Genomic DNA, 22,751 nt, shown 5'->3' on the forward strand with positions numbered 1-22,751 from the left:
TGTGCTAAACGATGAAAGACGAAGCGCTCATGCCACCGCTGCGCGCGCGGGCCAGTTCATCTAGCGCCTTGTCGAGCGCCGCGAGCAGATGCACCGGTTCGACGCCCGCGAACTCCACGTCCTCGCGCGCGAGGAACGCTTCGATATGCGCGCCGCACGCCTCGCGCGTGGCAGCCAGCCCCGCGAAGCCTTCCTCGAGCCAGTCCACCGAGCGCAGCGGCCGGGGATGCCAGTCGCCGTTCACGATCGCGCGCTGCACCGCGCCGCGGCGCACCAGCAGGCTCAGCCAGATGAGCCCGGCCGGCGCCTTCTCGCGGCCCCGCACGACCTGGTCGCCGGCCTGCGTGATGGGCCCATAGCGCGTGGCTTCGCTCTTTTGATGGAACCAGGCATCGTCGACGAGTTCGCTCGCGTATTGCTGCGCGTAGGCCCGCTCCGCTTCGCCCAACTCGCCGGGCGCGAGCGCGACGTTGCCGAATGCGCTGCGCACGCAGGCCTGAGCCCAGGCGCGCAATTCGGCCTCGCTCACCGCGCGGCCCAACTCCTGCTCCAGATACGTGTAGCGCGAACCGAGATCCTTGTGCTTCTTGTCCTTGACCTTCTCCGGCGCCATCGGCATCGCGCGCGCGGCAATCGCCGTGTCGATGGCCTTCACGTTCAGCAGGATGCGGAACGTGAGCACGCCGCCCTCGATCTTCATCGACGTGGCGACCAGCTTGCGGCCATCGATCTCGACGTCGTTGAGCGGCCGGTACGCCGCAGCGAGCCCGAACCCCTCGCGCAACGCTTGCGCCACGTGGCCGAGAATGGCCGGGAACGCAGCCGCCGCCGTGGCCGGCACGCCGGGCAAATCGACCGGCAGATACAGCGCGAGAAATGCCGAGCCACGGCCCGCATAGATCGCCCCGCCGCTGTTCACGCGCCGCCGCACGAGCACGTTGTTGGCGCGGCAGAACGGCAGGTCGAGTACCTGGTTCGGGTCTTCGTTCACCCCCACGGTGATGCTGTCGCCGTCGAAGATGCTCAGGAGCACCGTGGGCGGCGCGAGCCGCTCGGCCACGGCGCGCTCGACGGCGGGCGAAACCGAGGTCGAGAAGTCCGCGTAGTTGTGCTGGCCCACGACATAGCGCCACGGTGCGGGTGCGGCTGTTGCGTTCATGTTGTCTGCCTCCGTTCGTCCTGCACGAGCGCCGCGCCTTCGAGCGTGTCGACTGCCTCGATGGCATCGGCGTGAATCAGCGTCTGGCGCCTGAAGCGCTCGGCGATGGCCTCCATGTCGGCGGGTGTACCTTCGACGAGCAGCGTGAGATGGTCACCGCCAAGCGCCTTCGAGCGCACCACGATCCGGTAAGCGCCCGTCGCGCCCGCGACTCCCTGCAGCACGCGCTTCAACTCGGACGGATAGACCTTCACGCCCTTGACCTTCACCATCGAATCGACGCGCTCGAACACCACGCGCGGCAGCGACACCGTGCGGCCATGCACGCTCGCCGTGCGTTCGAGCACGGCGAGGTCGCCGGTGCGATAGCGCACGAGCGGCTGCAACTCTTTCTGCAAATGCGTGAGCACGAGTTCGCCGCGCTCGCCTTCGGGCAATGGCGCGCCGGTGTCGGGGTCGATCACCTCGGCGTGGAGCAGTTCGTCGAAGACATGCACGCCCGTGCCGCCCGGAAACGTCCGCGCCACCGGAAGACATTCGGATAACGAATAACTGTCGATGAGCAGCGTGCCGGGCATGGCAGCCCGCACGCGCGCATAAAGCGCCTCGTTGCCGCTGAACGGCTCGCCGCCCGCGAAGAACACGCGCGGCACGGGACAGCCCGCTTCGATCTGCTTGAGCGCATGCGTGGGATTGCCCGCGAGCACCGTTACGCCGCACTGGCGCGCCACCTGAGCCGCGCGCTCCGTTTCGCCGGGACCGTGCGGGATGCACGCGACGCCGCGCGCCTCCATCTGGCTTTGATAAAACATCCCCGCGACGAACAGGTGATAGCCGAATGTGACCATGCAGACGTCGCCGGGGCCGATGCCGCAGGCGTCCAGATGCTGGCCGCACGCCGATTCCATCGCGCGCAGATCGGCGGCGCTGTGCAGGATCGGCACGAGCGCCGGGCCCATCGGCGTGAGATGAATGCGCACGGGCGGCACGTGAGGCGCGAACGCTCCATAACCCGTCTTGCCCATTTCGGCCACGAACTGGGCGCGCGACATGAGCGGCACGCGTTCGGCGAATTCCGCCGCGCTCGCGATGCTGCGCGGCAAGCGTCCCGCATGGAACGGATGCGCGTGCAGGCGTTCGAGCTGCGCATTGAGCCGATCGATCGGATCGTGCATGTCTCCTCCGTGATTGAGGCTGCCGGCCATGCCGGCCGCCCGCGCCGCGCGCAAGTTCAGACCGGATCCCAGCTAAATACATCGGCGGAAACATCGAGCGGATGAAACGAGCCGCGCAGCGCGGGCATGGCGTGCTCCGCGATCGTCTCGGGCGTCCAGCCTTCGCCGCGATGCACCGAGCGCACGGGACGCGGCTGGCTCATCAGGAAAATCTCGTTATTGCGCACCGCGAAGATCTGCCCCGAGACATCGGCGGCCTGCTCGCTCGCGAGAAACACCGCGAGCGGCGCGATCTTCGCAGGCGTCATCTGCTTGATTTTTTCGACGCGCGCTTGCTGCTCCTGCGAATCGATCTTGATCGAATCGATCATGCGGCCCCATGCGAACGGCGCGATGCAGTTCGATCGCACCCCGAACTTCTGCAAGTCGAGCGCAATGGACTTCGAAAGCCCCGCGATACCGAGCTTCGCGGCGCTGTAGTTGGCCTGCGCGAGATTGCCGATCAGGCCCGAGGTCGAGGTCATGTGCACGAAAGCGCCGCTGCGCTGATCCTTGAAATGGTCGGCGGCCGCGCGCGACACGTGGTAAGAGCCGTACAAATGTACCTTCACGACCGCATCGAATTCCTCCTCGCTCATCTTGTGGAAAAAGCGGTCGCGCAAAATGCCGGCGTTGTTCACCACGCAGTCGACGCGGCCAAACACGTCGAGCGCGTGCTTCACGATGCGGGCTGCGCCTGCGGCTTCGGCCACGCTGTCCGTGTTGGCCGTGGCCTCGCCGCCGAGCGCCGCGATCTCGTTCACCACGGCCTGCGCGGGGCCGTCGTTGTGACCCTCGCCGGAAAGCGAGGCGCCCACGTCGTTGACCACCACCTTCGCGCCCTGACGCGCCATGGCCAGCGCAATGTCACGGCCAATGCCACCGCCCGAACCCGTCACCACCACCACCTGGCCTGCCAGCATCCGTTGCGTCGTCATCGTTCGTGCTCCCGCTGCCCGCATGGTGCGAGCCTCCGTTCGAATGGGTGAATCCGTTATGCCGGCGCGCTTTACCACAGTTCGTCACGCCGCTTGTTCGGTTTGCAGCTTGACGCAACACACGCGCACACACAATTTGAATATGCCGAATGCCCGATTCGTCCACGATTAACCCGTAATTCCGCTAATGGCGCGTATTGCGCTGCGGCGCAATAATGCGCAGAATCCGCGAGACCTTTGTCATTTGCATCTATCGTTCAAACGAACGTTGAATCAGCGGCGCGCTCTCGCGCAGGCTAGAGCACCATCGAGCGAACCCATGCATTTCGATCTTGTCGACCTCAAGCTCTTCACGCACGTGGCGGAGGCCAGCAGCCTCACGCGCGGTGCGGAACGCGCGCATCTCTCGCTGCCCGCTGCGAGCACGCGCATCAAGAATCTCGAAGAGCAAGTCGGCGTGAAGCTGCTTTCGCGCACGAGCCAGGGCGTGACACTCACCGCGCCCGGGGAGACGCTGCTCGCGCACGCGCGGCGCGTGCTCAAGCAACTCGAGCAATTGCGGGGCGATCTTCAGGAGTACTCGGAGGGCGTCAAGGGTCACGTGCGCGTGTTCGCGAACACCACGGCCATGAGCGAATTCCTGCCCGCCGTGCTGCGCACCTATCTCATCAACCATCCCGATGTGTATGCGGACATTCACGAGCGGCTGAGTCCCGACATCGTGCGCGCCGTGCTGGACGGCAGTGTCGACATCGGCATCGTGGCCGGCGACGTGCGCACCGAGGGCTTGCAGGTCATGCCGTACCGGCGCGACCGCCTCGTGCTTGCTACCGCGCTCTCGCATCCGCTCGCACAGGCAAGCGAAATCGACTTTGCCGACACGCTGGACCACGACTTCGTAGGACCACCCGATGAAAGCGCGATCTACGCATTCCTCAAGCGCGCGTCCTCGAATTTGCAGCGCACCATTCGCTGGCGCATTCAGGTCAGCAACTTCGAAGCCGCCTGCCGCATGATCGAAGCGAACATCGGCATTTGCGTGCTGCCCGAGGGCACCGCGCGCCGCCACGCGAAAACCATGGCGCTCAAGATCGTGCCGCTCACCGACGAGTGGGCCGTGCGCAAGCTGCAGATCTGCGTGGCCGATCGCGAGGCGCTGCCGCTGTTCGCGCGCAAGCTCGTCGATCTGCTGGTGGCCGACGGCATCGGCCGGCTCGAATGAGACGGTCAGGGCCTGTGCATACGGATAGCAGGCCTTGAGGCGCTTTTTAAAGCGCTTGCGCGTCGCGCATCATGTTGCGTGCAATGACGATCTGCTGAATCTGGCTCGTGCCCTCGTATATGCGGAACAGGCGCACGTCACGGTAGAAACGCTCGATGCCGTATTCGGCCATATACCCCGCGCCGCCGAAGATCTGCACCGCGCGGTCGGCTACGCGCCCGCACATCTCCGAGGCAAAGAGCTTCGCACACGCGACTTCGGTGCTCACGTTGCGGCCATCGTCGCGGCGGCGCGCGGCATCCAGCACCATGCAGCGCGCAGCGTAGAGTTCGGCCTGGCTATCGGCGAGCATGGCCTGCACGAGCTGGAATTCGCCGATCGGCTGGCCGAACTGCTCGCGCTCCATTGCGTAGCGCAATGCGTCGTCGAGCATGCGCTGCACCACCGCCACGCAAATCGCCGCAATATGAATGCGGCCCTTGTCGAGCACCTTCATCGCGGTTTTGAAGCCCACGCCCTCCTTGCCGCCGATGATGTTTTCGGCCGGCACTTTCACGTTATCGAAGATCACGTCGCAGGTATGCGCCCCCTTCTGGCCCATCTTGCGATCGCGCTTGCCGAAGCTGATGCCGGGCGTGCGTGCATCGACGATGAACGCGGTGATGCCGCCCGCACGCGGCTCGTCGGGGTTGGTGCGCGCCATCAGCGTGAACATGCCCGCCTGCGGCGCGTTCGTGATGAAGCGCTTGGTGCCGTGTACGACGTAGTGGTCGCCGTGGCGCTCGGCGCGCGTCTTGAGCGAGGCCGCGTCGGAGCCCGAGCCCGGTTCTGTGAGTGCGAAGCTCGCGATGACTTCGCCGGTGGCGAGCTTCGGCAGCCAGCGGGCCTTTTGCTCCTCGGTGCCGTCGATCACGATGCCCTGCGAGCCGATGCCCACCGTCGTGCCGATGATCGAACGAAACGCGGGTGACGTTTTGCCGAGCGCGAACATCACAAGCACTTCTTCTTCCATCGTGAGATCGAGGCCGCCGTAGGCTTCGGGAATCGTGAGGCCGAAAAGGCCCATCGCTTTCATGTCGTTCACGATGTCGGCGGGAATCTCGTCGGTTTCTGCCACGCGCTCCTCGTTCGGCACGAGACGCTCGCGCACGAAGCGCGAGACGTTGTCGAGCAGCACGTTCATCGTTTCCTGGTCGCGAATCATGATGTGTATTCCTTATCAGTTTCATGCCGGCATGCGCGGTTCCACCCGGAGCATGCCGCTTCGAATTGACAGGGCGCGCTAGCGGCGGCGCGCGGCGAGTTCGCGCAGCGGCTGCTTTTGCAGCTTGCCGCTCGCGGTGGTGGGAATCATGTCGATGGGCACGATCTGCACGGGCCGCTTGTACGGCGAGAGGCGCTCGCTGATATAGCGCTGCAATGCGTCGACATCGAGTGCCGCGCCCTCTTTCGGCTCCACGAAGGCCACCACTTCCTCATTGCCTTCGGCGTCGGTGCGGCCCACCACGGCCGACAGGCGCACCGCGTCGTACGTGTTGATGACCGATTCCACTTCGATCGGATAGACGTTGAAGCCCGAGCGGATGATGAGGTCCTTCGACCGGCCGACGATAAAGAGCGCGCCATCCGCTTCGAGCCGCCCGAGATCGCCGGTCCTGAGCCATCCATCGGCATCGATCGTCTCGGCCGTGAGCGCCGGATCGCGATAGTAGCCGTGCATGACGCCAGGGCCGCGCACCCACAGCTCGCCCGCTTCGCCGCGCGCGACGCTCTGGCCATCGGGGCCCATGATGCGCAGTTCCGCGCCTTCGACGATCTCGCCCGATGAGGTGTCCTTGCGCGGCCGGTCCATGCGCGTGATGAAGAGCGAGCCCGCGTATTCGGTCATGCCATAGCCATGGTGGAGCGGCATGCCGAAGAGCGCTTCCACCTGGTGCTTCAAGGTGGGATCGAGCGGGCCGCCGCCCGTGTAGAGGTAGCGCAGACGCGGCGCCCGAACCGCCCCGCCGTGCTCGCGCACCCACGCGACGATGCGCGTGAACATCGTGGGCACGCCCTGCAGGATCGAGATTTCCGACGCGCCCAGCGCCCTCACCACTTCCTCGGCCGAGAAGCGAGCGGCCAGATAGAGGCTCGCGCCCGCCTCGAAGGTGGCGAGCAGCAGCGTCGCGAGGCCGAAGATATGCGACATCGGCATGACCGCATAGGCGCAGTCGGCGGGCGTCATGTTGCGCGAGATGGCAGAGACGCGCGCGAAATGCAGCAGCCCGCGATGCGTGGCCATCACGCCCTTGGGCTGACCTGTCGTGCCCGAGGTATAGATGAGGAGCGCGACCTCGCGGGCGAGCGATTCGGGCTCGCGCACGGCTTGCGGTTCGGGGTCCGCCATCATCAGCGGGCCGAGCCCTTGCGGCGCGATCTCTTTCGCGCGCTGACGCACGCCGTGGCGCAGCGCATCGGGCGAGGCCCCATGCGTAAACAGCATCAGACGCGGTCCGCAATGCGCGCGGATCGTTTCGATCTCGCGCTCCGAGAGCCGCGCGTTGACGATGGCCGGCCACGCGCCGATTTCCGAAAGCGCGAACAGCAGCGTGATGACGGCCGGGCAGTTCTCGGCCACGATCATCACGCGGTCGCCGGTGCTCACGCCTTGCCCGCGCAAGAAACGCTGAGCCGCCTCCACATTGCGCCAAAGCTCGCCGAAGCTGGTTTCGCGGCCCTCTTCACGAATCGCCGTGGCCTCGGGCGCGGCCTGTGCCCAATGCCGCGCGATGTCGCTGATTTTGCGCGCCGCCCGCGCCGCCCCTGTCACCACCTTCGCCTCCGATCCTGGCTTGTTCGTTTCCCGCACGGCGCGTGTGCGCGCGCCGCCTCTCGACAGGGCTCAGTGTGGTGGAGCCGCGCGCGACCAACAATTCGTTTTCAAAGAAGCCGGCATTCGTCTGGCCGGAAGTCGGCATTAGTCCCGATGGCCGGAGGCTGTTCCGGCCCCGATGCGCTTGTGCGCCGCCGCTCCACCTCTACAACTCGAGTATCAGCCGTTTGCCTTTTGCGCGCGAGCAGCAGGTCATCATGCGCGTCTGGGTCTCGCGTTCGGCGCGCGTGAGCACCACGTCGCGGTGATCGATCTCGCCCGCCAGCACGCGCACCTCGCACGAGCCGCACAGGCCCTCTTCGCAGTCGCTCTGCACGTCGATATTCGCGGCGCGCAGCGCATCGAGCACGGTCTGGTCCGCCGCCACCTCCAGCACGACGCCCGAGTCCTTGAGCTCGACTTCGAACGCATGCTCGTGTGCCGGGTCGAGCTTGCCCGCGCGCGCGACGAAGTGCTCCATGCGCAACGTGTCTTCCGGCCACGCAGCGCTCGCGGCAGCCAGCGCATCGAGCATGCGCGCGGGACCGCACGCATAGACGCGCGTGGGTCCCTCCACGCGCAGTGCGCCGAAATCGTTGCGCGTGCCTTCATCGGAGACGTAAAGGCGCAGCCGCTCGCCATGCAACTGCGTGAGTTCCGCGACGAACGCCATGCTGCCGCGCGAGCGGCCGCTATAGTGCAGATCGTAGTCGATGCCGAGCTCGCGCGCGCGGCGCGCCATCGCGCTGATTGGCGTGATGCCGATGCCGCCCGCGATGAAAATGGCCCGATGCCCTGACTCAACCGTTTCGTCGAGCCGGAAATGATTGCGAGGTCCGCGAATTCTCACGCGCATGCCCTCGCGCAGCGTGTCGTGTACCCATGCGGAACCGCCCCGGCTTTGCGTTTCGCGCAGCACCGCGATTTCGAACGCGCCCGTATCAGCGGGGTCGCCGCACAGCGAATACTGGCGCGACAGCACACCCTCACGACCGTTGCCATACTCGCCGCATTCGAGGTCGATATGCGCGCCGGGCGCCCAACGCGGCAGCGTCGCGCCCTCGGGCGCGGCCAGACGCAGCCGCACAATGCCAGCCGCCACGGTGTCCATACGCTCGACCACCACGGGGCGGCTCAACGCATGCGACGACGGCTCGCCAATCCGTACGGCCGCCCGCGCGCCAGATGACGCGCAATGGGTGCGCTCGGGGTTTTGCGCCGGGTCCCACTCCACCCACAAATGCTCCGGACCCCGAAACGAGGTATTGGGCACGTAGGTGAACCTCTGCTCCGCGAGCCGCATATGCGGCAACCGCCGCGTGAACTCGTCGAGAAAGATCTGCATCTCCATGCGCGCGAGATTCTTTCCCATGCACTGGTGCGCGCCATAGCCGAACGTAAGGTGATCGCTCGCGTTGTCGCGGCGAATGTCGAACAGATCAGCATCGGCAAAATGCCCCTCGTCGTGATTCGCCGACGAGGTCACGATCAGCAGCTTCGAGCCCGCGGCAATGTCGACGCCTCCGATGCGCACATCCTTCGTCGCAAGCCGCCGCCACGCCGCAATCGAGCCGTTGTGGCGCAGGCATTCCTCCACGGCGTTCGGTATCAGGCTCGGGTCTTCGCAGAGCTCGCGCCACGCGCGCGGGTGCTGCAACAGCAGCTTCATCGCATTGGCCGTGGCGTTGGCCGTAGTCTCGTGCGCGGCCACGATGCCCGCCATCATCATCGAATGCAGATACGAGTCGGTGACGATCTCGGGATGCGCCTGCTGCTTGCGGATGCCGTATTGCATCCATCCATGGCCCTCGGGGTTCTGGCGCATCTTCGCCAGCACCTTGCCCGCGAACTGCCAGAAGTTGCCTACCGCGTGCGCCACCGCCACCTGCTCTTCGGGGCGCGGACGCCCCCAGGTATTGACCGTGTGCGCGATCGAGTAGCGGCGCAGCATGTCCATGTCTTCCTCGGGCACGCCGAGAAAATGCAGCGCCACCGTGAGCGGCACCTCCCAGAGCATCTGGTCGACGAGATCGGCTCGGCCCGTGTCGATGAAACGGTCGACGTACTCGCGCGCGAGGCGCCGCACCAGCGGTTCGTGGCGCTTCAGCTGCTCGGGCGTGAACGGCTCCATCAGCACGCGGCGGCGCGGCATGTGCGCGGGCTCGTCTTCGTTCACGAGCGTGCGGTTCATGGCGTAGCCATACGACTCGAGCACCGCGTTGGCCTCGGGCCCTGTGGGTGTGATCTTTTCGAGCGCGATCGAGGGCGAGAACGTGAGGTTGTCGCGGAAGATCGCCTTGATGTCGTCGTAGCGCGTGACGACCCAATAACCCAGTTGCGGGCTGTAGAACACGGGCTCCTGCTCGCGCGCCCAGCGCACGTACTCGGGCGGGTCCTGCTGGTAGCCATCGCTGAACGGGTCGAACGCTGCCGCGTTCGCGCTCACGGGGCAGCGTGCCCTGGCCTCGCCGGGTGCCTCGATCATGGTGTCGCCTCCTGCATCGCTGTCGCGCATGGGTTCATCTGCGTAACTCTATTACGCCGGGACCGCTGCAAAAGATCGGGGTTAACCTCCAAGCGCACGGCTGGTGCGAAACGGTCGCCCGGAGTGTCGCCGCGGTCATGGCCGGTAGCCGTCGACGAGCGCCTTGAAGAGGTTATGCTCGCGCGATGCCGGTGTTTTCGGTCCGCGCCGCGGCGAGGGGCTATCATGTGCGTTCGAACAGCAGATGGAACGAACGAATCACATGGCCTCCCCTCAGGAAAACGTCAGCATGGCGGTGTTCTGCGACTTCGAGAACGTCGCGCTCGGCGTGCGCGACGCGAAGATCGACCGTTTCGATATCAAGCCCGTGCTCGAGCGGCTCCTGCTCAAAGGCAGCATCGTCGTGAAGAAGGCCTATTGCGACTGGGACCGCTACAAGGGCTTCAAGGCGTCGATGCACGAGGCGAGCTTCGAGCTCATCGAAATTCCGCATGTGCGCCAGTCGGGCAAGAATTCCGCCGATATCCGCCTCGTCGTGGACGCGCTCGATCTCTGCTATACGAAGTCGCACGTGGACACCTTCGTGATCGTGAGCGGCGACTCCGACTTTTCGCCGCTCGTCTCGAAGCTGCGCGAGAACGCCAAGAAGGTGATCGGCGTGGGCGTGAAGCATTCCACCTCCGACCTGCTCGTCGCGAACTGCGATGAGTTCATCTTCTACGACGACCTGGTGCGCGAGCTCGCGCGCGAGCAAAAGGAGCGCGCCAAGGCGCGCGGCGAAAGCGGCGCGAACGCGAAGCGCCAGTCCGGCGACGAGCGGCGCAACGCTGCCGAAAGCGCGGACGAGCGCGGCGAGGAACGCGGCGAAGAGCGCAAGTCCAAGGCCATCACGCTGGTGGTCGAGACCCTCGACGCGCTCGGCTATGAGCGGGGCGACAGCGGCAAGATCTGGGCATCTGTGCTCAAGAGCGCCATCAAGCGGCGCCGCCCCGACTTCAACGAGGCGCGCTACGGCTTCCGCGCGTTCGGCAACCTGCTCGAAGAAGCGCAGGCGCGCGGCCTGCTGGAAGTGGGCCGCGACGAGAAGTCCGGCACCTATGTGACGCGCACGAGCCAGCCGGCGAGCGCCGCGCCCGCGAGCCCGGCGGAAGAGGCAGCTCCGCGCGCGGAGCGTGCGGAGCGCGGAGAACGCGCGGAAGATTCGACGCGCTCGCGCCGCAAGGGCCGGCGCGGCGGGCGCGGCGCGGCGGCTGCCGGCGAGAACGGCCACGAGCAGGCACGCGAGGCGAGCGAAAGCAGCGAAACGCGTGAAGCGCAGGAAACGGCCGAAGCGCGTGTCTCGTTCGAATTCGAGCAAACGCGCGAGTCCGAGGCCAGCGCGGCGATGTCGAACGGCGACCTCTTCACCGAGACCGCCTCGGCGCAATCGCGCGAGGTGCATGCACCGGCTCGCGACGAAGCGCACCACGCGGGCGACATGCCGCGCTTCGGGCAGCCGCAGCACGGCGCGCACGAGCACGCGGCGGCCGATGCACCCGCCGCCGGGGAGCACCCGGAATCCGAAGCGCCCGAGGCACCGCGGCGCGCGCGCAAGACCGCATCGCGCAAGAGCACTGGCCGCAAGAAGGCTTCCGGACCCGCTGCGCAAGAGGCCCACGCCGAGCCGCCGCGCGACGTGACGGAATCTCCCGCGCCCGAAGCGAGCGCCGACGCCGAACCGGCCGGCAAAAAAGCCAAAGCGCCGAAGAAGTCCCCGGCGCGCGCCCGCCGCCCGCGCAAGACGGCGGAAGAAAGCTGATCGCCGCGACCTGAACAGCAAGGCCGCGTAGCAAGCGGTGTCAGGCGCCGCCGAACGGGTTCGCCGGGCGCTTGCGCGGTGGCGGCTCGCTGGCGCCGTCCTTCGGCGACGAAGGGCCGCCGAACGGATCGGCGCTCGCCTTCGAAGCCCCCGCCGGCTGCGCCCCGGCAACCGGATTCGCTGCCGGCGCGGGTCCGGGATTGCCCGATGTGTCGGCGAACGGATCGACTTTCGCCGGCGCATGCGTGCCGCCGAACGGATCGCCTGCTGGAGCGCGCGTGGCCTCGCTCTCCTCCCCCTCTTGCGCAGCAAGGTTGTACTCCGCCTGCATCTGCGCGAGCACGCCGGCGATGCTCGTCTCGAACCCCGCCGCGTTGCCGAAATTGCGCATCGTCCAGTTGCAGCCCGTGCGGTCGGGCGTCTGTGGCTGCGGTCGCGGCACGCCGATCTTCACGCCATCGTCGACGACTTCCTGGAGCCGGTGGATCCGGCGCTTCACTTCTTCCTGCAGCCGCGATGCGTTGAGGGTCTTGCGCAACATCGGCACCTCCTTTTCCATGCTCGAACCGGTGAGCGAGTCTAGCGCATGGCACGGCCGCCGAGCGCGAAACCCCAGGCAGCAAGCAGCACCGATTCGGACAGCGCGAAGTGCAGGCTCACGGCCTGCACCACGACGATGCTCGCCAACAGGAAGCCGCTCAGCAATAGAACGCGGATGATCATTGCCGATCGCTTGAGTCAGGCACGAGCCAGCCATGAGTCACGCGCAAGCGCCGTGCGCCGCGAGCCATACCAGCGTCAGCGACCTCACCCCTTGCGCGCCCCGAATCAGCACGCCCTCGATATCGGCCGTGGCGGACGGCCCGGTCACCAGCACCGCATAGCGCGCGCTGCGAAAATCGTCGCGCCGGTAGGCATCCTGAAGGCCGGCCACGAGCGCGCCGGGATCGAGCAGCACGTAGAGATGTTGCACGAGATAGCCAAGCGCGTTCACCCCGTATTCGCGCTCGGAGAGCCACACCGAACCCGTTTCGGCAACGCCGAAGCGCGCGCGCACGACGCCCACATCCACGTTCTCGAGCGACTCGGGCGGCGTGGCCGGTTCGAGCGCACGCGTGCCCTGCACCTCGGGCGCCGCCGACGCGATCGACACCTGCGCGCCGAAACGCTCGCGTATCAGCGCGAGCACGGCCTCGCCCGAATCGGCCTGTGCCTCGCTGCCACCCATGAGCGCGAGCGCTGCGCCAAAGCGCGCGCGCAATTCGCCGGGCGGCGCGTCGAACAACGGCACCTCGGGCAAGTCCTGGGCCTCGGGCTGCGCCGCGCGCACACGGGCGAGGAACGCTTCACGGCTCGCCATCGTCGCCTCCGTCGTTGTCTCCCTTGCTGCCTTTAGAGCCCTTGCGATGCTTGCGATACCAGGCATGAAAGGTCGTGGACGGAGCCTGCGGCAGCGTGCGTTGCCGGCCCCAGATATTGAGCGGGTTGTAGAGCACAAAATTGGGCAAGAGCCGCAGCGCGCCGTCGAGCGACGACACGGCCGCGCGATACATCGTCGGACTTCCCAGCAACCGCCCCGCCATCTTGAGCACTTCCTGTTTCACGAACGGCACCTCGTGCTGCGCGGCGATCACCGTGCGCCACTGGTAGATCTGCTCGTGAATGTTGATCTTCACGGGGCACACGTTGGTGCAACTGCCGTTGAGGGTGGACGCGAACGGCAACGCGCTAAAGCGCTTCAAGTCGAAGGTCGGGTTGATGATCGCGCCAATCGGCCCCGCATAGGTGCTGCCATATGAGAGACCGCCGCTGCGCCGATAAACCGGGCAGGTATTCATGCACGCGCCGCAGCGGATGCACTTGAGCGAGTACCAGAAGTCGGGCATCGCGAGCCGTGCGCTGCGGCCGTTGTCGACGAGGATGAAGTGCATCTCGGCACCCTCGCGGGGCGCGCGGAAATGCGAGGTGTATTGCGTGATCGGCGAGCCCAGCGCGCTGCGCGAAAGCATGCGGATAAACACACCGAGATCGGACATGCGCGGAATCAGCTTCTCGATGCCCATCGAAACGATATGCAGCGGCGGCACGTTGGCCGAGAGATCGGCGTTGCCCTCGTTCGTGCAGACCACCACCGTGCCGGTTTCGGCCACCGCGAAATTGCAGCCCGTCATGCCCGCGGTCTTCCCGCGCACGAACCACGGGCGCGTGTTCATGCGCTGGCTCTCGGCAAGATAGTGGATGTCGTTGTTCGATGCATCGGTGCCGATCGTGCGGCCGAACACCTGGGCCACGTCATCGCGCAGCTTGTGTACGGCGGGCACGACGATATGGCTCGGCGGCTGGCCGTCGAGTTGCTGGATGCGCTCGCCAAGATCGGTTTCCATCACGGCGATGCCACGCTGTTCGAGGTACGGGCGCATCTCGCACTCGTCCGTGAGCATCGACTTGCTCTTCACGAGCGCGGTCATGCCGCGCTCGCTCAGGATGCGAAAGACCGTCTCGTTGTGCTCGCCCGCGGTATCGGCCCAGTGCACCTGCACGCCGTTCGCCTCGGCGGTGCGCGAGAACTGCTCGAGATAGTCGGCCAGATGCGAAAGCGTGTGCGCCTTGATGGCCGACGCGAGCTCGCGCAGCGCCTCCCATTCGGGAATGGCATGCGCCTGCGCGTCGCGCTTCGTGCGCAAGTCCCAGAGACGCTTGTCGTGGAAATCCACGTGTTCGGGTCGCGCGAGAAATGCGCCGGCGAGCTTCGCGTGCTCGACCCGCTTCGGGCGATCGTTCGGGGCGCTCATTCGCGTGCTCCGTTGAGCACCTGGGCGATATGGATGAAGCGCACATCGGACTGCATGCGCTGCGCACAGCCCTGCTGATGCATGAGACACGACATGTCGCCCGAGACAATGTATTGCGCGCCCGCGCTCACGTGGTCGATGACCTTGTCCTGGCCCATGCGTACCGACACCGCTTCCTCGGTCACGGCAAACGTGCCGCCGAAGCCGCAGCATTCGTCGGGCCGCTGGGGCTGTACGAACTCGATGCCCTTCACGCCCTGCAGCAACGCGAGCGGCTTCGAAAAGGGCTTGCCCGCCACCTCGGAAATAGACGCCTCGTGCAGATGGCGCAGCGCACTGCAGCTGTTGTGCAGGCCCACGCGCCAGGGGAACTCGGCCCACGGGAATTCGCGCACGCGCAGCACGTCGTGCAGGAACTCCACGAGTTCGAAGGCGTTCGTGCGCACGCGCCGCACCGGATCGGTTTGCTCGATGGCGGTGAGATGATCGCGCACATGATTCACGCAGCTGGCCGAAGGCCCGACGATAAAGTCATATCCTTCGAAAGCGCGCGCGAACACGCGCTCCGCGCCGGCCGCCTCGGCTTGCGCGCCGCTGTTGGCCATGGGCTGGCCGCAACAGGTCTGTTCAAGCGGATAGTCGACCTCGCAGCCCAGCCGCTCCAGCAATTCGAGCGTGGCGATGCCCACTTCGGGGTAGAACGCGTCGATGAAGCACGGGACAAAAAGGGCGACTTTCATGCGAGGGCTCGCGCGAGAAAGCGGATCAACTCATTTTAGCGCCGATCGCCCTGCGCTTGCCCGCGAACCGCCCCGCCTGCTCAAAAGTTATGGCGAATGCCCGCAATGACCGCCAATTGCTTGTCGGTGTCCGAATTCACCAGATTCGGAATCTGCGCCAGATTGCGCGTGCCGCCGCCGGCGGCATCGATACCGAGTCCCGCACCCGTTGACTTCTGCCCGATCACCACGGCATAGAGCGCCGTGCGCTTCGAGAGGCTGTACACCGTGCCTAGGTTGATCTGATGGATGCGCGTGGAGGAGCCCTCATCAGGATGCGCGTCGTTGAAGATATAGGCAAAGCCGAATTGCAGCGCGGGCGAGACTTGCCACGTCGTGTTGAGTTCGGCAATATCGAACGCGATGTTCGCGCCTTGTGGCTGCGCCGTGCTCGCGAAATACTGGCTCTGAGAAAGCCGCGTATGCGTGTAGCTCAGTGCGAGCGTCACTGTATCGAGCGCATACGAACCGCCTGCGCCGTAGATATCGATCTTCTGCGCATTGTGCAGTTCGCAATACGAAGCGTCGGCATTCGCGCAACTGAAATCGCCAATATATCCGACCTCCCCACCCAACGCCGCCTGGAGTGGATTGCGCAGTTGCAGATAGCCTGCGGATAGCGAAAGCGGTCCACGCGTGTAGTTTGCGGCGAGCGACCAGCCGCGGTTCTGCGAGAAGTTGCCCGCCACGCCGCCAAAGCTGAACAGACCGCCCACAGTCAGGCCGCCGAAGCTCGGGCTCACGTACTTGATCGAATTGTTGAAGTTGAACGCTTCGTTGAGATTGTCGACATCGCCGAAGTGCGAACCGTAAAGCGTCGCCCAGTTGTTGCTCGATGCATAGACGCCCATGTTGTCGGAGAACGGATCGTACTGGCGTCCCAGCGTGAGCGTGCCATAGTTCGCGTTCGCCACGCCCGCCCAGGCGTTGCGGTTAAAGAGCGTGCCGCCCTGCAGCAACGCGCCGTTCTGCGTAAGGACGCTGTTTTCCAGCGTGAAGTTCACCGTGCTGCCGCCGCCGATGTCTTCGCTGCCGGTCAGCCCCCAGCGCGACGGCACGAGGTTGCCGCCGCCCAGTTGCCAGTTCGAATGCCCTTCGGTGCTGCCATCCGCACGCGTGGTCTGCTGATTCGTCGAATAGACGAGGCCGGCGTCCACCGTGCCGAAAAGTGTGACAGAGGACTGAGCGCAAGCGCCGTGCATGAAGGTGGCTAGAGCGCACGACGCCAGCGTCAGCGCCGTACGCTTGACGAGTGGGTTTTCCATATCGATGTTTTTGGGGTTTGAGGGGGGAGTGAACGCGCCGCGCGCGCCGGGTGCTATTGGCCGAAGCGCGCGTAGATGTCGGGCCGTATGCGCTTGAGCACGAAGCCGAGCACAATGCCGAACAGCGCGACCGCGAACACGATCCACGGGAACGCCCGCACGATGGGACTATCGGAGCCGGAAAGCGCGTCGAGGTTGCTGGTCAGCACGAAGCCGATCCACAGCAGGCCCATCCCGCCCAGTATCGGTGCGACGAACGCGTGCCACAGCCGCGTGTCCCTTTTCGTGACGCGAAAAAATACGACCACCGAGAAACTCGTCACGGCTTGCAGCATCACGATGCCGATGGTGCCGAGCGCCGACGTACAACTGAACACGGTATTGAACGGATCCGCGCCTGCGAGCACATAGAGTCCCATCGGCAACGCCACCGTAAGCGTTTGCAGATAGCTCGCGCGATACGGCGAGCCGTATTTCGCATGCAGGCGGTCGAGCTTCGCGGGCAGTATTCCCTCGACCGAAAGCGCGTGAATGTAACGCACGATCGTGTTGTGAAACGAGAGCAGGCTCGCGAAGATGCTGGAGAGCAGAAGCACGCTCATCGCGGTGGTCATGGCGCCGCCCAGGTACTTGGTGGACTGGATGAACCAGAAGTCTCCGGGCTGCTTCGTCGCGGCCTCGACCACGTCCTTCAGGCCCCAGGCGCACACGATGGCCCACGTAACGAACGCGAAGAACACGAGAATCAGCGTGACCGACACATAGGTCGCGCGCGGCACCGTAACCTTCGGATCGCGGCACTCCTTGCCGTAAATCGCCGTGGCCTCGAAGCCGATAAACGACGCCAGCGCGAACATCACGGCAATGCCCATGTGGCCGCTGAACACCTGCTTCGGTGTGAACGGCGCGAGCGTGAGGCCACTCGGGCCGCCATGGTGAATCACGATGGCGATCGAAAGCACGAGCAGGATGCCCATTTCGAGGCACATCAGCACGCCGAGCAGGCGGCTGTTCAGGTCGATGCCGCGCAGGCCCGTCACCTGCACGACGGCGACGCATGCGAACGAATACGCGTACCACGGCATCGCACTATGCAGGAGCGGCCCAAGCACGACTGTGCAGAAGAATCCGAACAGCCCGTACAGCGCGATCTGGATGCAGGTGTACGAAAGCAGCGCGACGAGCGCGCCCGCCATGCCAAGCGGCCGGCCGAAGCCCGCCGTAATGTAGGCGTAGAACGCGCCGGCGCGCACGATATGCCGGCTCATCGAAGCGAAGCCCACGCTAAAAACGAGCAGCACCGCGCCCGCGATCACAAAGGCGCCAGGAATGCCCGCGCCATTGCCGAGGCTGATGGCGGGCGGCACCGCGCCAAGCATGCCGGTGAGCGGTGCAGCCGCGGAGATCACGAGAAACACGATCTGCCACAAGCCGAGCAGACTGCGCGGCGCGGCGGCGGCATCGTCTGCCATGGCGCTGCCCACGAGCCCGGATGGCGCGACGGGTATTTGCGGTTCGTTCATCGTTGCCTCTGCTGGTGTCATTTTGAATTGCGCCCCGCGACACGATGAAGAACCGCGTCCGCCTGGCGCTCGTGAAAGCGAATCCCGCGTGGTGTATTGCGTGGTCTATTGCGAGATTCGATACGAGCGCATGGTAGGCGGTTAAAAATTCCCGCGATCTGACTGACCGCGCCAAATATTCGATAAATTGCGCCAACCCGTCTGGGGTTTTTACCTAACGTGTTTGCCGCTCAATCGCACCCTGATCGGGGGTTGGCTGCCGATGAAGCAATTGATATGGATGACGAATCAATTTTCACAGACTTTCTTCAAGCACATTTCTTTCCGAAAACAATCAGCAACATTACATTTTCAAATCGAAGCGTCTTTATCCATGCAAACCGGCCTACTCCGACCGCCCCCAGTTACGCGTCGCGCGCCATAGCACTGTGGCATCGGCATAGCCCACCGCGCGCGCAACGGCGGCGTTGGTCATGCCCTCCTGCTCGCGCAGCACTGCCACGCTGCGCTGGCGCTCCTCGCGAATGATCTCGCGCACGGAAGTGCCCGCCTCGTTCAGATGGCGCTGCAGCGAACGGTTCGACAGCCCGAGATCCCGCGCAATATCGGCAACCACGAGTTTTTCGCGTGCGAGCCGCCGCGTGACCAGATCTCGTACCTGATCGACGAGATCGTGCGGCACCGTATCGCGCGAAATAAGATCGGTCGCGTGGCGCTCCATCATGCGCGCCAGTTGCATGTCGGCGCTCTTGAGCGGCGCGTCGAGATCGTGCGGATGCATCACCACACCACTCGCTGGCTGCTGGAAACGCACCGGCACGCGGAAAATACGCATATAGGGTTTGAGATCCGCGGGCGCGGCATGCTCGAAATGGATCTCGACCGGCGCCCACGTCGCGCCGCGCACGAGACGAATCATGTGGCACATCGCGCTTACGCTGTATTCGGCGTCCTGGCGGCGCGGCCAGATCTGGGCCTGCGCAATGCGATAGCTCCACATGGGCCATGCGTTATCGCGCACCAGATCGACGAAGGTACCGCTCTGCCATGAACCGAGTGCATCCGTGAACTTGCGGATGGCCGCGCCCAGCGTGGGCGACGACATGAACACGAGCCCGGCGGGTCCAAGTTCGGTGAGCTGCAATTCGTTGCCAAGACGCAGGCCGAGCCACGGTTCATCGAGCACTTGCGCTGCACGCTCGAAGGCACCGACATAACGCCCGAGCGGCAGGATTTCATAAGGGTCCGAAAGTTGCCTGCGGCTCAGGCCGAACTCGGCCAGCAATGCATCGCAGTCGGCGCCTGCTGCATCGAGCGCGCGCACGATCGGACCCATCACAGCGCCGCGAATCATCGGATACCCGTTGCTGACAGGCCCTGATTTCATGTCTCTCTCCGTTCACCCAATGATGCGCATAAGCGTACGCACCCGGGTTTGTTCGCTCTGTCTTTGGCGCACTCTATCGTCCCTTTGGCGCGGTTTGCAAGCGCGAAAAAAATATGGCGTTTCTACGATGACGTCACGACATCGCCATTGCGGCAATGCCTTCCGCCCCCCAAAAAACGGGGCCTGCCCGCCGCGCTTCCCGCGCTGTTACGGTCCAACGCCATTCTTACGAAATGCTTATGAACACGACTTCGAACTCGCATCCGCTCGATCCGCTGAGCCTTATCGAAATGCAGCTCGCCTGTGACATTGTGAAGGCCGCCGAACAGCTCGACGAACACGCGCGCTTTCCCGTCACCGAGTTGCAAGAGCCGCCCAAGGCCGAAGTGCTCGCGTACCGGCCCGGCAGCTACTATTCGCGCCGTGCGTTCACGATCGCCATCGATCGCACGCGCAACCAGACACTGGAACTGGTGGTCGATCTGCGCGAAAAGAAAGTGGAATCGCGCAAGGCGCTCGCACTGCACCACGCGCCGTTCGGCCAGCCGCCCGTGATGATCGAAGATTTCATGAACGCCGAGCGCATCGTGAAGGAAGACCTCGCGTGGCGCGAGGCCGTCAAGAGGCGCGGCCTCACAGAAGACGATCTCGCGCGCGTGCAGGTCGATCCGTTCTCGGCAGGCGCCTTCGATCGCCCGAACGAAGGTGGCCGCCGTCTCGTGCGCTGCGTGAGCTACTACCGCGAAAACGTCACCGACAACGGCTACGCGCACCCGATCGAAGGCGTAGTGGCCGTGGTGGACCTGCTCGAGCAGAAAGTGATCGAGCTCGTGGACGACGGCCGCATCATTCCAATCCCGCGCGCGAAGCACAACTACGACACGCCAAGCATCGGCAAGCCTCGCGACACCGTCAAACCGCTTTCGATCAGCCAACCCGAAGGACCCAGCTTTGCGATCGACGGCTGGCAGGTCAGTTGGCAAAACTGGACGTTCCGCGTGGGCTTCACGCCGCGCGAAGGCCTGGTGCTGCACCAGATTGCCTGGGACGACGGCAAGAGCGTGCCGCGCCCCATTGTCTACCGCGCGAGCGTGACGGAAATGTGCGTGCCCTACTCCGATCCCACCACGAACCACTACTGGAAAAGCGCCTTCGATGCGGGCGAGTATGGCCTCGGCAAACTGGCGAACCAGCTCGAGCTCGGTTGTGACTGCCTTGGCACGATCCGCTACTTCGACATTCCGTCCGCCGACGACTTCGGCAACAGCTTCACGATGAAAAACGCGGTATGCCTGCACGAAGAGGATTACGGCACGCTCTGGAAACACTACGAATTCCGCACCGGCGTGTTCGAGATGCGCCGCTCGCGCCGTCTCGTGATTTCGTTCTTTGCGACGGTGGGCAATTACGACTACGGCTTCTACTGGTACTTCTATCAAGACGGCACGATCCAGCTCGAATGCAAGCTCACGGGCATCATTCAGACCTCGGCTGTCGCGGATGGCGACACGTATCCGTGGGGCGGCATGGTCACCGAGAACCTCGGAGGCCCGACGCACCAGCATTTTTTCAACGCGCGTCTGCACATGATGGTGGACGGCGAGAAGAATTCCGTGACCGAGCACGAGTTCGTGCCGCGTCCGATGGGTGCGCAGAACCCCTACGGCAACGTCTTCGATACCACGAAGCGCGTGCTCAAGACCGAGCAGGAAGCCGCGCGCAACGCCAACGGCCAAACCGGACGCTTCTGGAAAGTCGTGAATCCAAACGTGAAAAACCGCGTGGGCGCGAATCCTGGGTACAAGCTCATCATCAACGATTCTCCGCTGATGCTCGCCGACCCGAACTCGAAGGTGCGCCAGCGCGGCGGCTTCGCCACGCGTCATGTCTGGGTCACGCCATACGACACGACGCAACGCTACGCGAGCGGCGATTACCCCAATCAGCATGCGGGCGGCGACGGCCTGCCGCGCTATATCGAAGCGAACCGCAACGTGGAAAACGAAGACATCGTGCTGTGGCACAGTTTCGGCCACACGCATGTATGCAAGCCCGAGGACTTCCCGGTCATGCCCGTGGAGTACGCCGGCTTCATGCTCAAGCCGAACAACTTCTTCCACGGCAATCAGGCGATGGATCTGCCGGGCGGGCGCGACCCGCATAGCGTGCAGGACGGCGCACCCGATGCGGGCGCCGCGCCGTCGTGCTGTCACGGCAAGCAGTAAGTTCGCGATGATGCCGCGCGCGCGCCGCTCCGTGACGCCGAAGATTCGGGATGCCCTCGCCGCCGCCTGGATTTGGTGCGCAGTGACGGGCGGCGCCTCGGCGCTCGCGGCGAGCGTCATGCTGGGTGCGATGCAAATTGGCCCGCATGCTGCCGCATTCGCGGGCGGCGCTGCGGCGCTCTTTGCCATGGTATTGCTACCTGCGGCACTCACGCGTTGCTTCGTCTCGCGGGCCACCGTGCCGGTGGCCACCTCGCTCATCCTCGTCATGGCGACGCTGGCGGCAGCGGCCGTGCGGGGACGCACAGGCTTTTTGCCGATCGGCATGCCAGTCGCGCTTGCTTTGGCGGGTCCCGTGATGTTTGCGGCGGCATGGTCGAGCTTGCCGACGCGTCGCACGGAATCTGTCATGCCTCGCCGGCAAATTCATAGGACTGCGTGTCAACTCGTACAACGAGAGTTCACTGCGGCGCTGCAAGGCAGCGCTGCCCTGCTCGTGCCCGCACTGCTGGCTGGGCTTTCCAGCGGCGTGCTCGCGCGCTTCCAGCTCTTCGCCGTGTGCGGCAGCGGACCTTTCTCGCTCGCGCAGTTGGCCGTTTCGCTTGGCGCTGCGGCGGGCCTGGGCCTGCTTGCGGAAAGTATCGACCACCTTTACGCATTGCTGGCGCTCTTCGCGCTGCGCGGCGCGTTGCTTGCCGCGCTCACGCTCGATACGCTCGCACCGTGGGCCGTATTCGCCGCGCCAGCGTTCACCGTGCTCGACGCGCTCACGCTACCGACGCTCCTGCGCATCGGCCACGCGTCACAGGCCGGCTGCCCCGGCTTTGCGCACCACGCGGGCATGCTCGCGGGCGCTGCGTTGGCCACGACTTCCTGGGGTTTCGGCCCCGGCTTCCACACGCTCTTTCTCGCGGGCGCCACACTCAACCTCGTGTGCGCATGCACACTCGCGGCGCGCCGCCAAAGGCGCAGGCCTCACGTTCACGCGCCGGATTCCGCACAGCTGTACTTGCACACGCAGTACTCGACCACGCAGTACTCATCCCGTTCCGCAGCGCACGCCCTTTCATCGGGCGGCGGAATCGACATTCGTTGACACCCAAGCACAGG

General features: G+C 65.1%; 17 protein-coding genes and 1 pseudogene. 4 read left to right on the plus strand and 14 right to left on the minus strand.

Annotated features, from left to right (window positions below; translation table 11 throughout):
- Nucleotides 1-4: 4 nt before the first annotated feature.
- Genes P5W98_RS09270 through P5W98_RS09280 form a run of 3 tightly spaced genes read right to left on the minus strand, consistent with a single transcriptional unit; the run spans nucleotide 5 to nucleotide 3,296 of the window.
- On the minus strand, nucleotides 5-1,159 hold the full coding sequence (locus tag P5W98_RS09270) for a lipoate--protein ligase family protein (protein ID WP_421024281.1): 1,155 nt from the start codon (nucleotides 1,157-1,159) through the stop codon (nucleotides 5-7).
- Nucleotides 1,156-2,334: a phenylacetate--CoA ligase family protein gene (locus P5W98_RS09275; RefSeq protein ID WP_421024282.1), complete on the minus strand. Its 1,179-nt coding sequence runs from the start codon at nucleotides 2,332-2,334 to the stop codon at nucleotides 1,156-1,158. Before P5W98_RS09275 ends, P5W98_RS09270 begins: the two co-directional genes overlap by 4 nt.
- A gap of 56 nt (nucleotides 2,335-2,390) precedes the next feature.
- Nucleotides 2,391-3,296 carry an SDR family NAD(P)-dependent oxidoreductase gene (locus tag P5W98_RS09280; protein ID WP_421025233.1) on the minus strand — a complete coding sequence of 302 codons (906 nt, stop codon included), beginning with the start codon at nucleotides 3,294-3,296 and terminating at the stop codon, nucleotides 2,391-2,393.
- Nucleotides 3,297-3,630: 334 nt separating this feature from the next.
- On the opposite strand from P5W98_RS09280, the gene P5W98_RS09285 reads away from it, so the two are divergent.
- Nucleotides 3,631-4,533 (plus strand): LysR substrate-binding domain-containing protein, encoded by a 903-nt coding sequence (locus P5W98_RS09285; RefSeq protein WP_421024283.1) that lies wholly within the window; start codon nucleotides 3,631-3,633, stop codon nucleotides 4,531-4,533.
- A 46-nt stretch (nucleotides 4,534-4,579) separates the two neighbouring features.
- On the opposite strand, the gene P5W98_RS09290 is transcribed toward P5W98_RS09285, so the two are convergent.
- The 3 genes from P5W98_RS09290 to P5W98_RS09300 form a co-directional block, all read right to left on the minus strand.
- On the minus strand, nucleotides 4,580-5,737 hold the full coding sequence (locus P5W98_RS09290; protein WP_421024284.1) for an acyl-CoA dehydrogenase family protein: 1,158 nt from the start codon (nucleotides 5,735-5,737) through the stop codon (nucleotides 4,580-4,582).
- A gap of 78 nt (nucleotides 5,738-5,815) precedes the next feature.
- Complete coding sequence (locus P5W98_RS09295) at nucleotides 5,816-7,345, minus strand: class I adenylate-forming enzyme family protein (RefSeq protein ID WP_421025234.1); 1,530 nt, start codon at nucleotides 7,343-7,345, stop codon at nucleotides 5,816-5,818.
- A gap of 208 nt (nucleotides 7,346-7,553) precedes the next feature.
- Nucleotides 7,554-9,872, minus strand: coding sequence for a cytochrome P450/oxidoreductase (locus P5W98_RS09300; RefSeq protein WP_421024285.1), 2,319 nt, complete (start codon nucleotides 9,870-9,872; stop codon nucleotides 7,554-7,556).
- A 262-nt stretch (nucleotides 9,873-10,134) separates the two neighbouring features.
- On the opposite strand from P5W98_RS09300, the gene P5W98_RS09305 reads away from it, so the two are divergent.
- Entirely contained in the window at nucleotides 10,135-11,670 is a 1,536-nt protein-coding gene (locus tag P5W98_RS09305) for an NYN domain-containing protein (protein WP_421024286.1), read from the plus strand.
- A 250-nt stretch (nucleotides 11,671-11,920) separates the two neighbouring features.
- Here the strand turns inward: P5W98_RS09305 and P5W98_RS09310 are convergent.
- The 8 genes and pseudogenes from P5W98_RS09310 to P5W98_RS09345 form a co-directional block, all read right to left on the minus strand.
- A pseudogene (locus P5W98_RS09310) lies at nucleotides 11,921-12,211 on the minus strand (hypothetical protein); the annotation flags it as partial.
- 38 nt (nucleotides 12,212-12,249) lie between these two features.
- Nucleotides 12,250-12,393: a hypothetical protein gene (locus tag P5W98_RS09315; protein ID WP_421024287.1), complete on the minus strand. Its 144-nt coding sequence runs from the start codon at nucleotides 12,391-12,393 to the stop codon at nucleotides 12,250-12,252.
- A gap of 37 nt (nucleotides 12,394-12,430) precedes the next feature.
- The gene (locus tag P5W98_RS09320; protein ID WP_421024288.1) at nucleotides 12,431-13,030 is read right to left on the minus strand and encodes a LutC/YkgG family protein; all 600 of its coding nucleotides are present in this window, start codon (nucleotides 13,028-13,030) and stop codon (nucleotides 12,431-12,433) included.
- A complete protein-coding gene (locus P5W98_RS09325) occupies nucleotides 13,017-14,462 on the minus strand; it encodes a lactate utilization protein B (RefSeq protein WP_421024289.1) in 1,446 nt (481 codons plus the stop codon). The genes P5W98_RS09320 and P5W98_RS09325 overlap by 14 nt, the downstream gene beginning before the upstream one ends.
- On the minus strand, nucleotides 14,459-15,202 hold the full coding sequence (locus P5W98_RS09330; protein ID WP_421024290.1) for a (Fe-S)-binding protein: 744 nt from the start codon (nucleotides 15,200-15,202) through the stop codon (nucleotides 14,459-14,461). Before P5W98_RS09330 ends, P5W98_RS09325 begins: the two co-directional genes overlap by 4 nt.
- Nucleotides 15,203-15,282: 80 nt before the next feature.
- Nucleotides 15,283-16,506, minus strand: coding sequence for a porin (locus P5W98_RS09335; protein ID WP_421024291.1), 1,224 nt, complete (start codon nucleotides 16,504-16,506; stop codon nucleotides 15,283-15,285).
- A 53-nt stretch (nucleotides 16,507-16,559) separates the two neighbouring features.
- Nucleotides 16,560-18,029, minus strand: coding sequence for an APC family permease (locus P5W98_RS09340; RefSeq protein WP_421024292.1), 1,470 nt, complete (start codon nucleotides 18,027-18,029; stop codon nucleotides 16,560-16,562).
- A 385-nt stretch (nucleotides 18,030-18,414) separates the two neighbouring features.
- The gene (locus P5W98_RS09345; protein ID WP_421024293.1) at nucleotides 18,415-19,416 is read right to left on the minus strand and encodes an AraC family transcriptional regulator; all 1,002 of its coding nucleotides are present in this window, start codon (nucleotides 19,414-19,416) and stop codon (nucleotides 18,415-18,417) included.
- A 239-nt stretch (nucleotides 19,417-19,655) separates the two neighbouring features.
- Here P5W98_RS09345 and P5W98_RS09350 point away from each other — a divergent pair, with 239 nt between their 5' ends.
- Both P5W98_RS09350 and P5W98_RS09355 read left to right on the plus strand, forming a co-directional pair.
- On the plus strand, nucleotides 19,656-21,641 hold the full coding sequence (locus P5W98_RS09350) for a primary-amine oxidase (protein ID WP_421024294.1): 1,986 nt from the start codon (nucleotides 19,656-19,658) through the stop codon (nucleotides 21,639-21,641).
- Nucleotides 21,642-21,672: 31 nt separating this feature from the next.
- Nucleotides 21,673-22,737 (plus strand): hypothetical protein, encoded by a 1,065-nt coding sequence (locus tag P5W98_RS09355; RefSeq protein ID WP_421073809.1) that lies wholly within the window; start codon nucleotides 21,673-21,675, stop codon nucleotides 22,735-22,737.
- Nucleotides 22,738-22,751 lie beyond the last annotated feature (14 nt).

Origin of the sequence: Paraburkholderia sp. A1BS-2L, assembly GCF_051125205.1 — a bacterium.
In the GTDB taxonomy this organism is placed as follows: Bacteria; Pseudomonadota; Gammaproteobacteria; order Burkholderiales; family Burkholderiaceae; genus Paraburkholderia.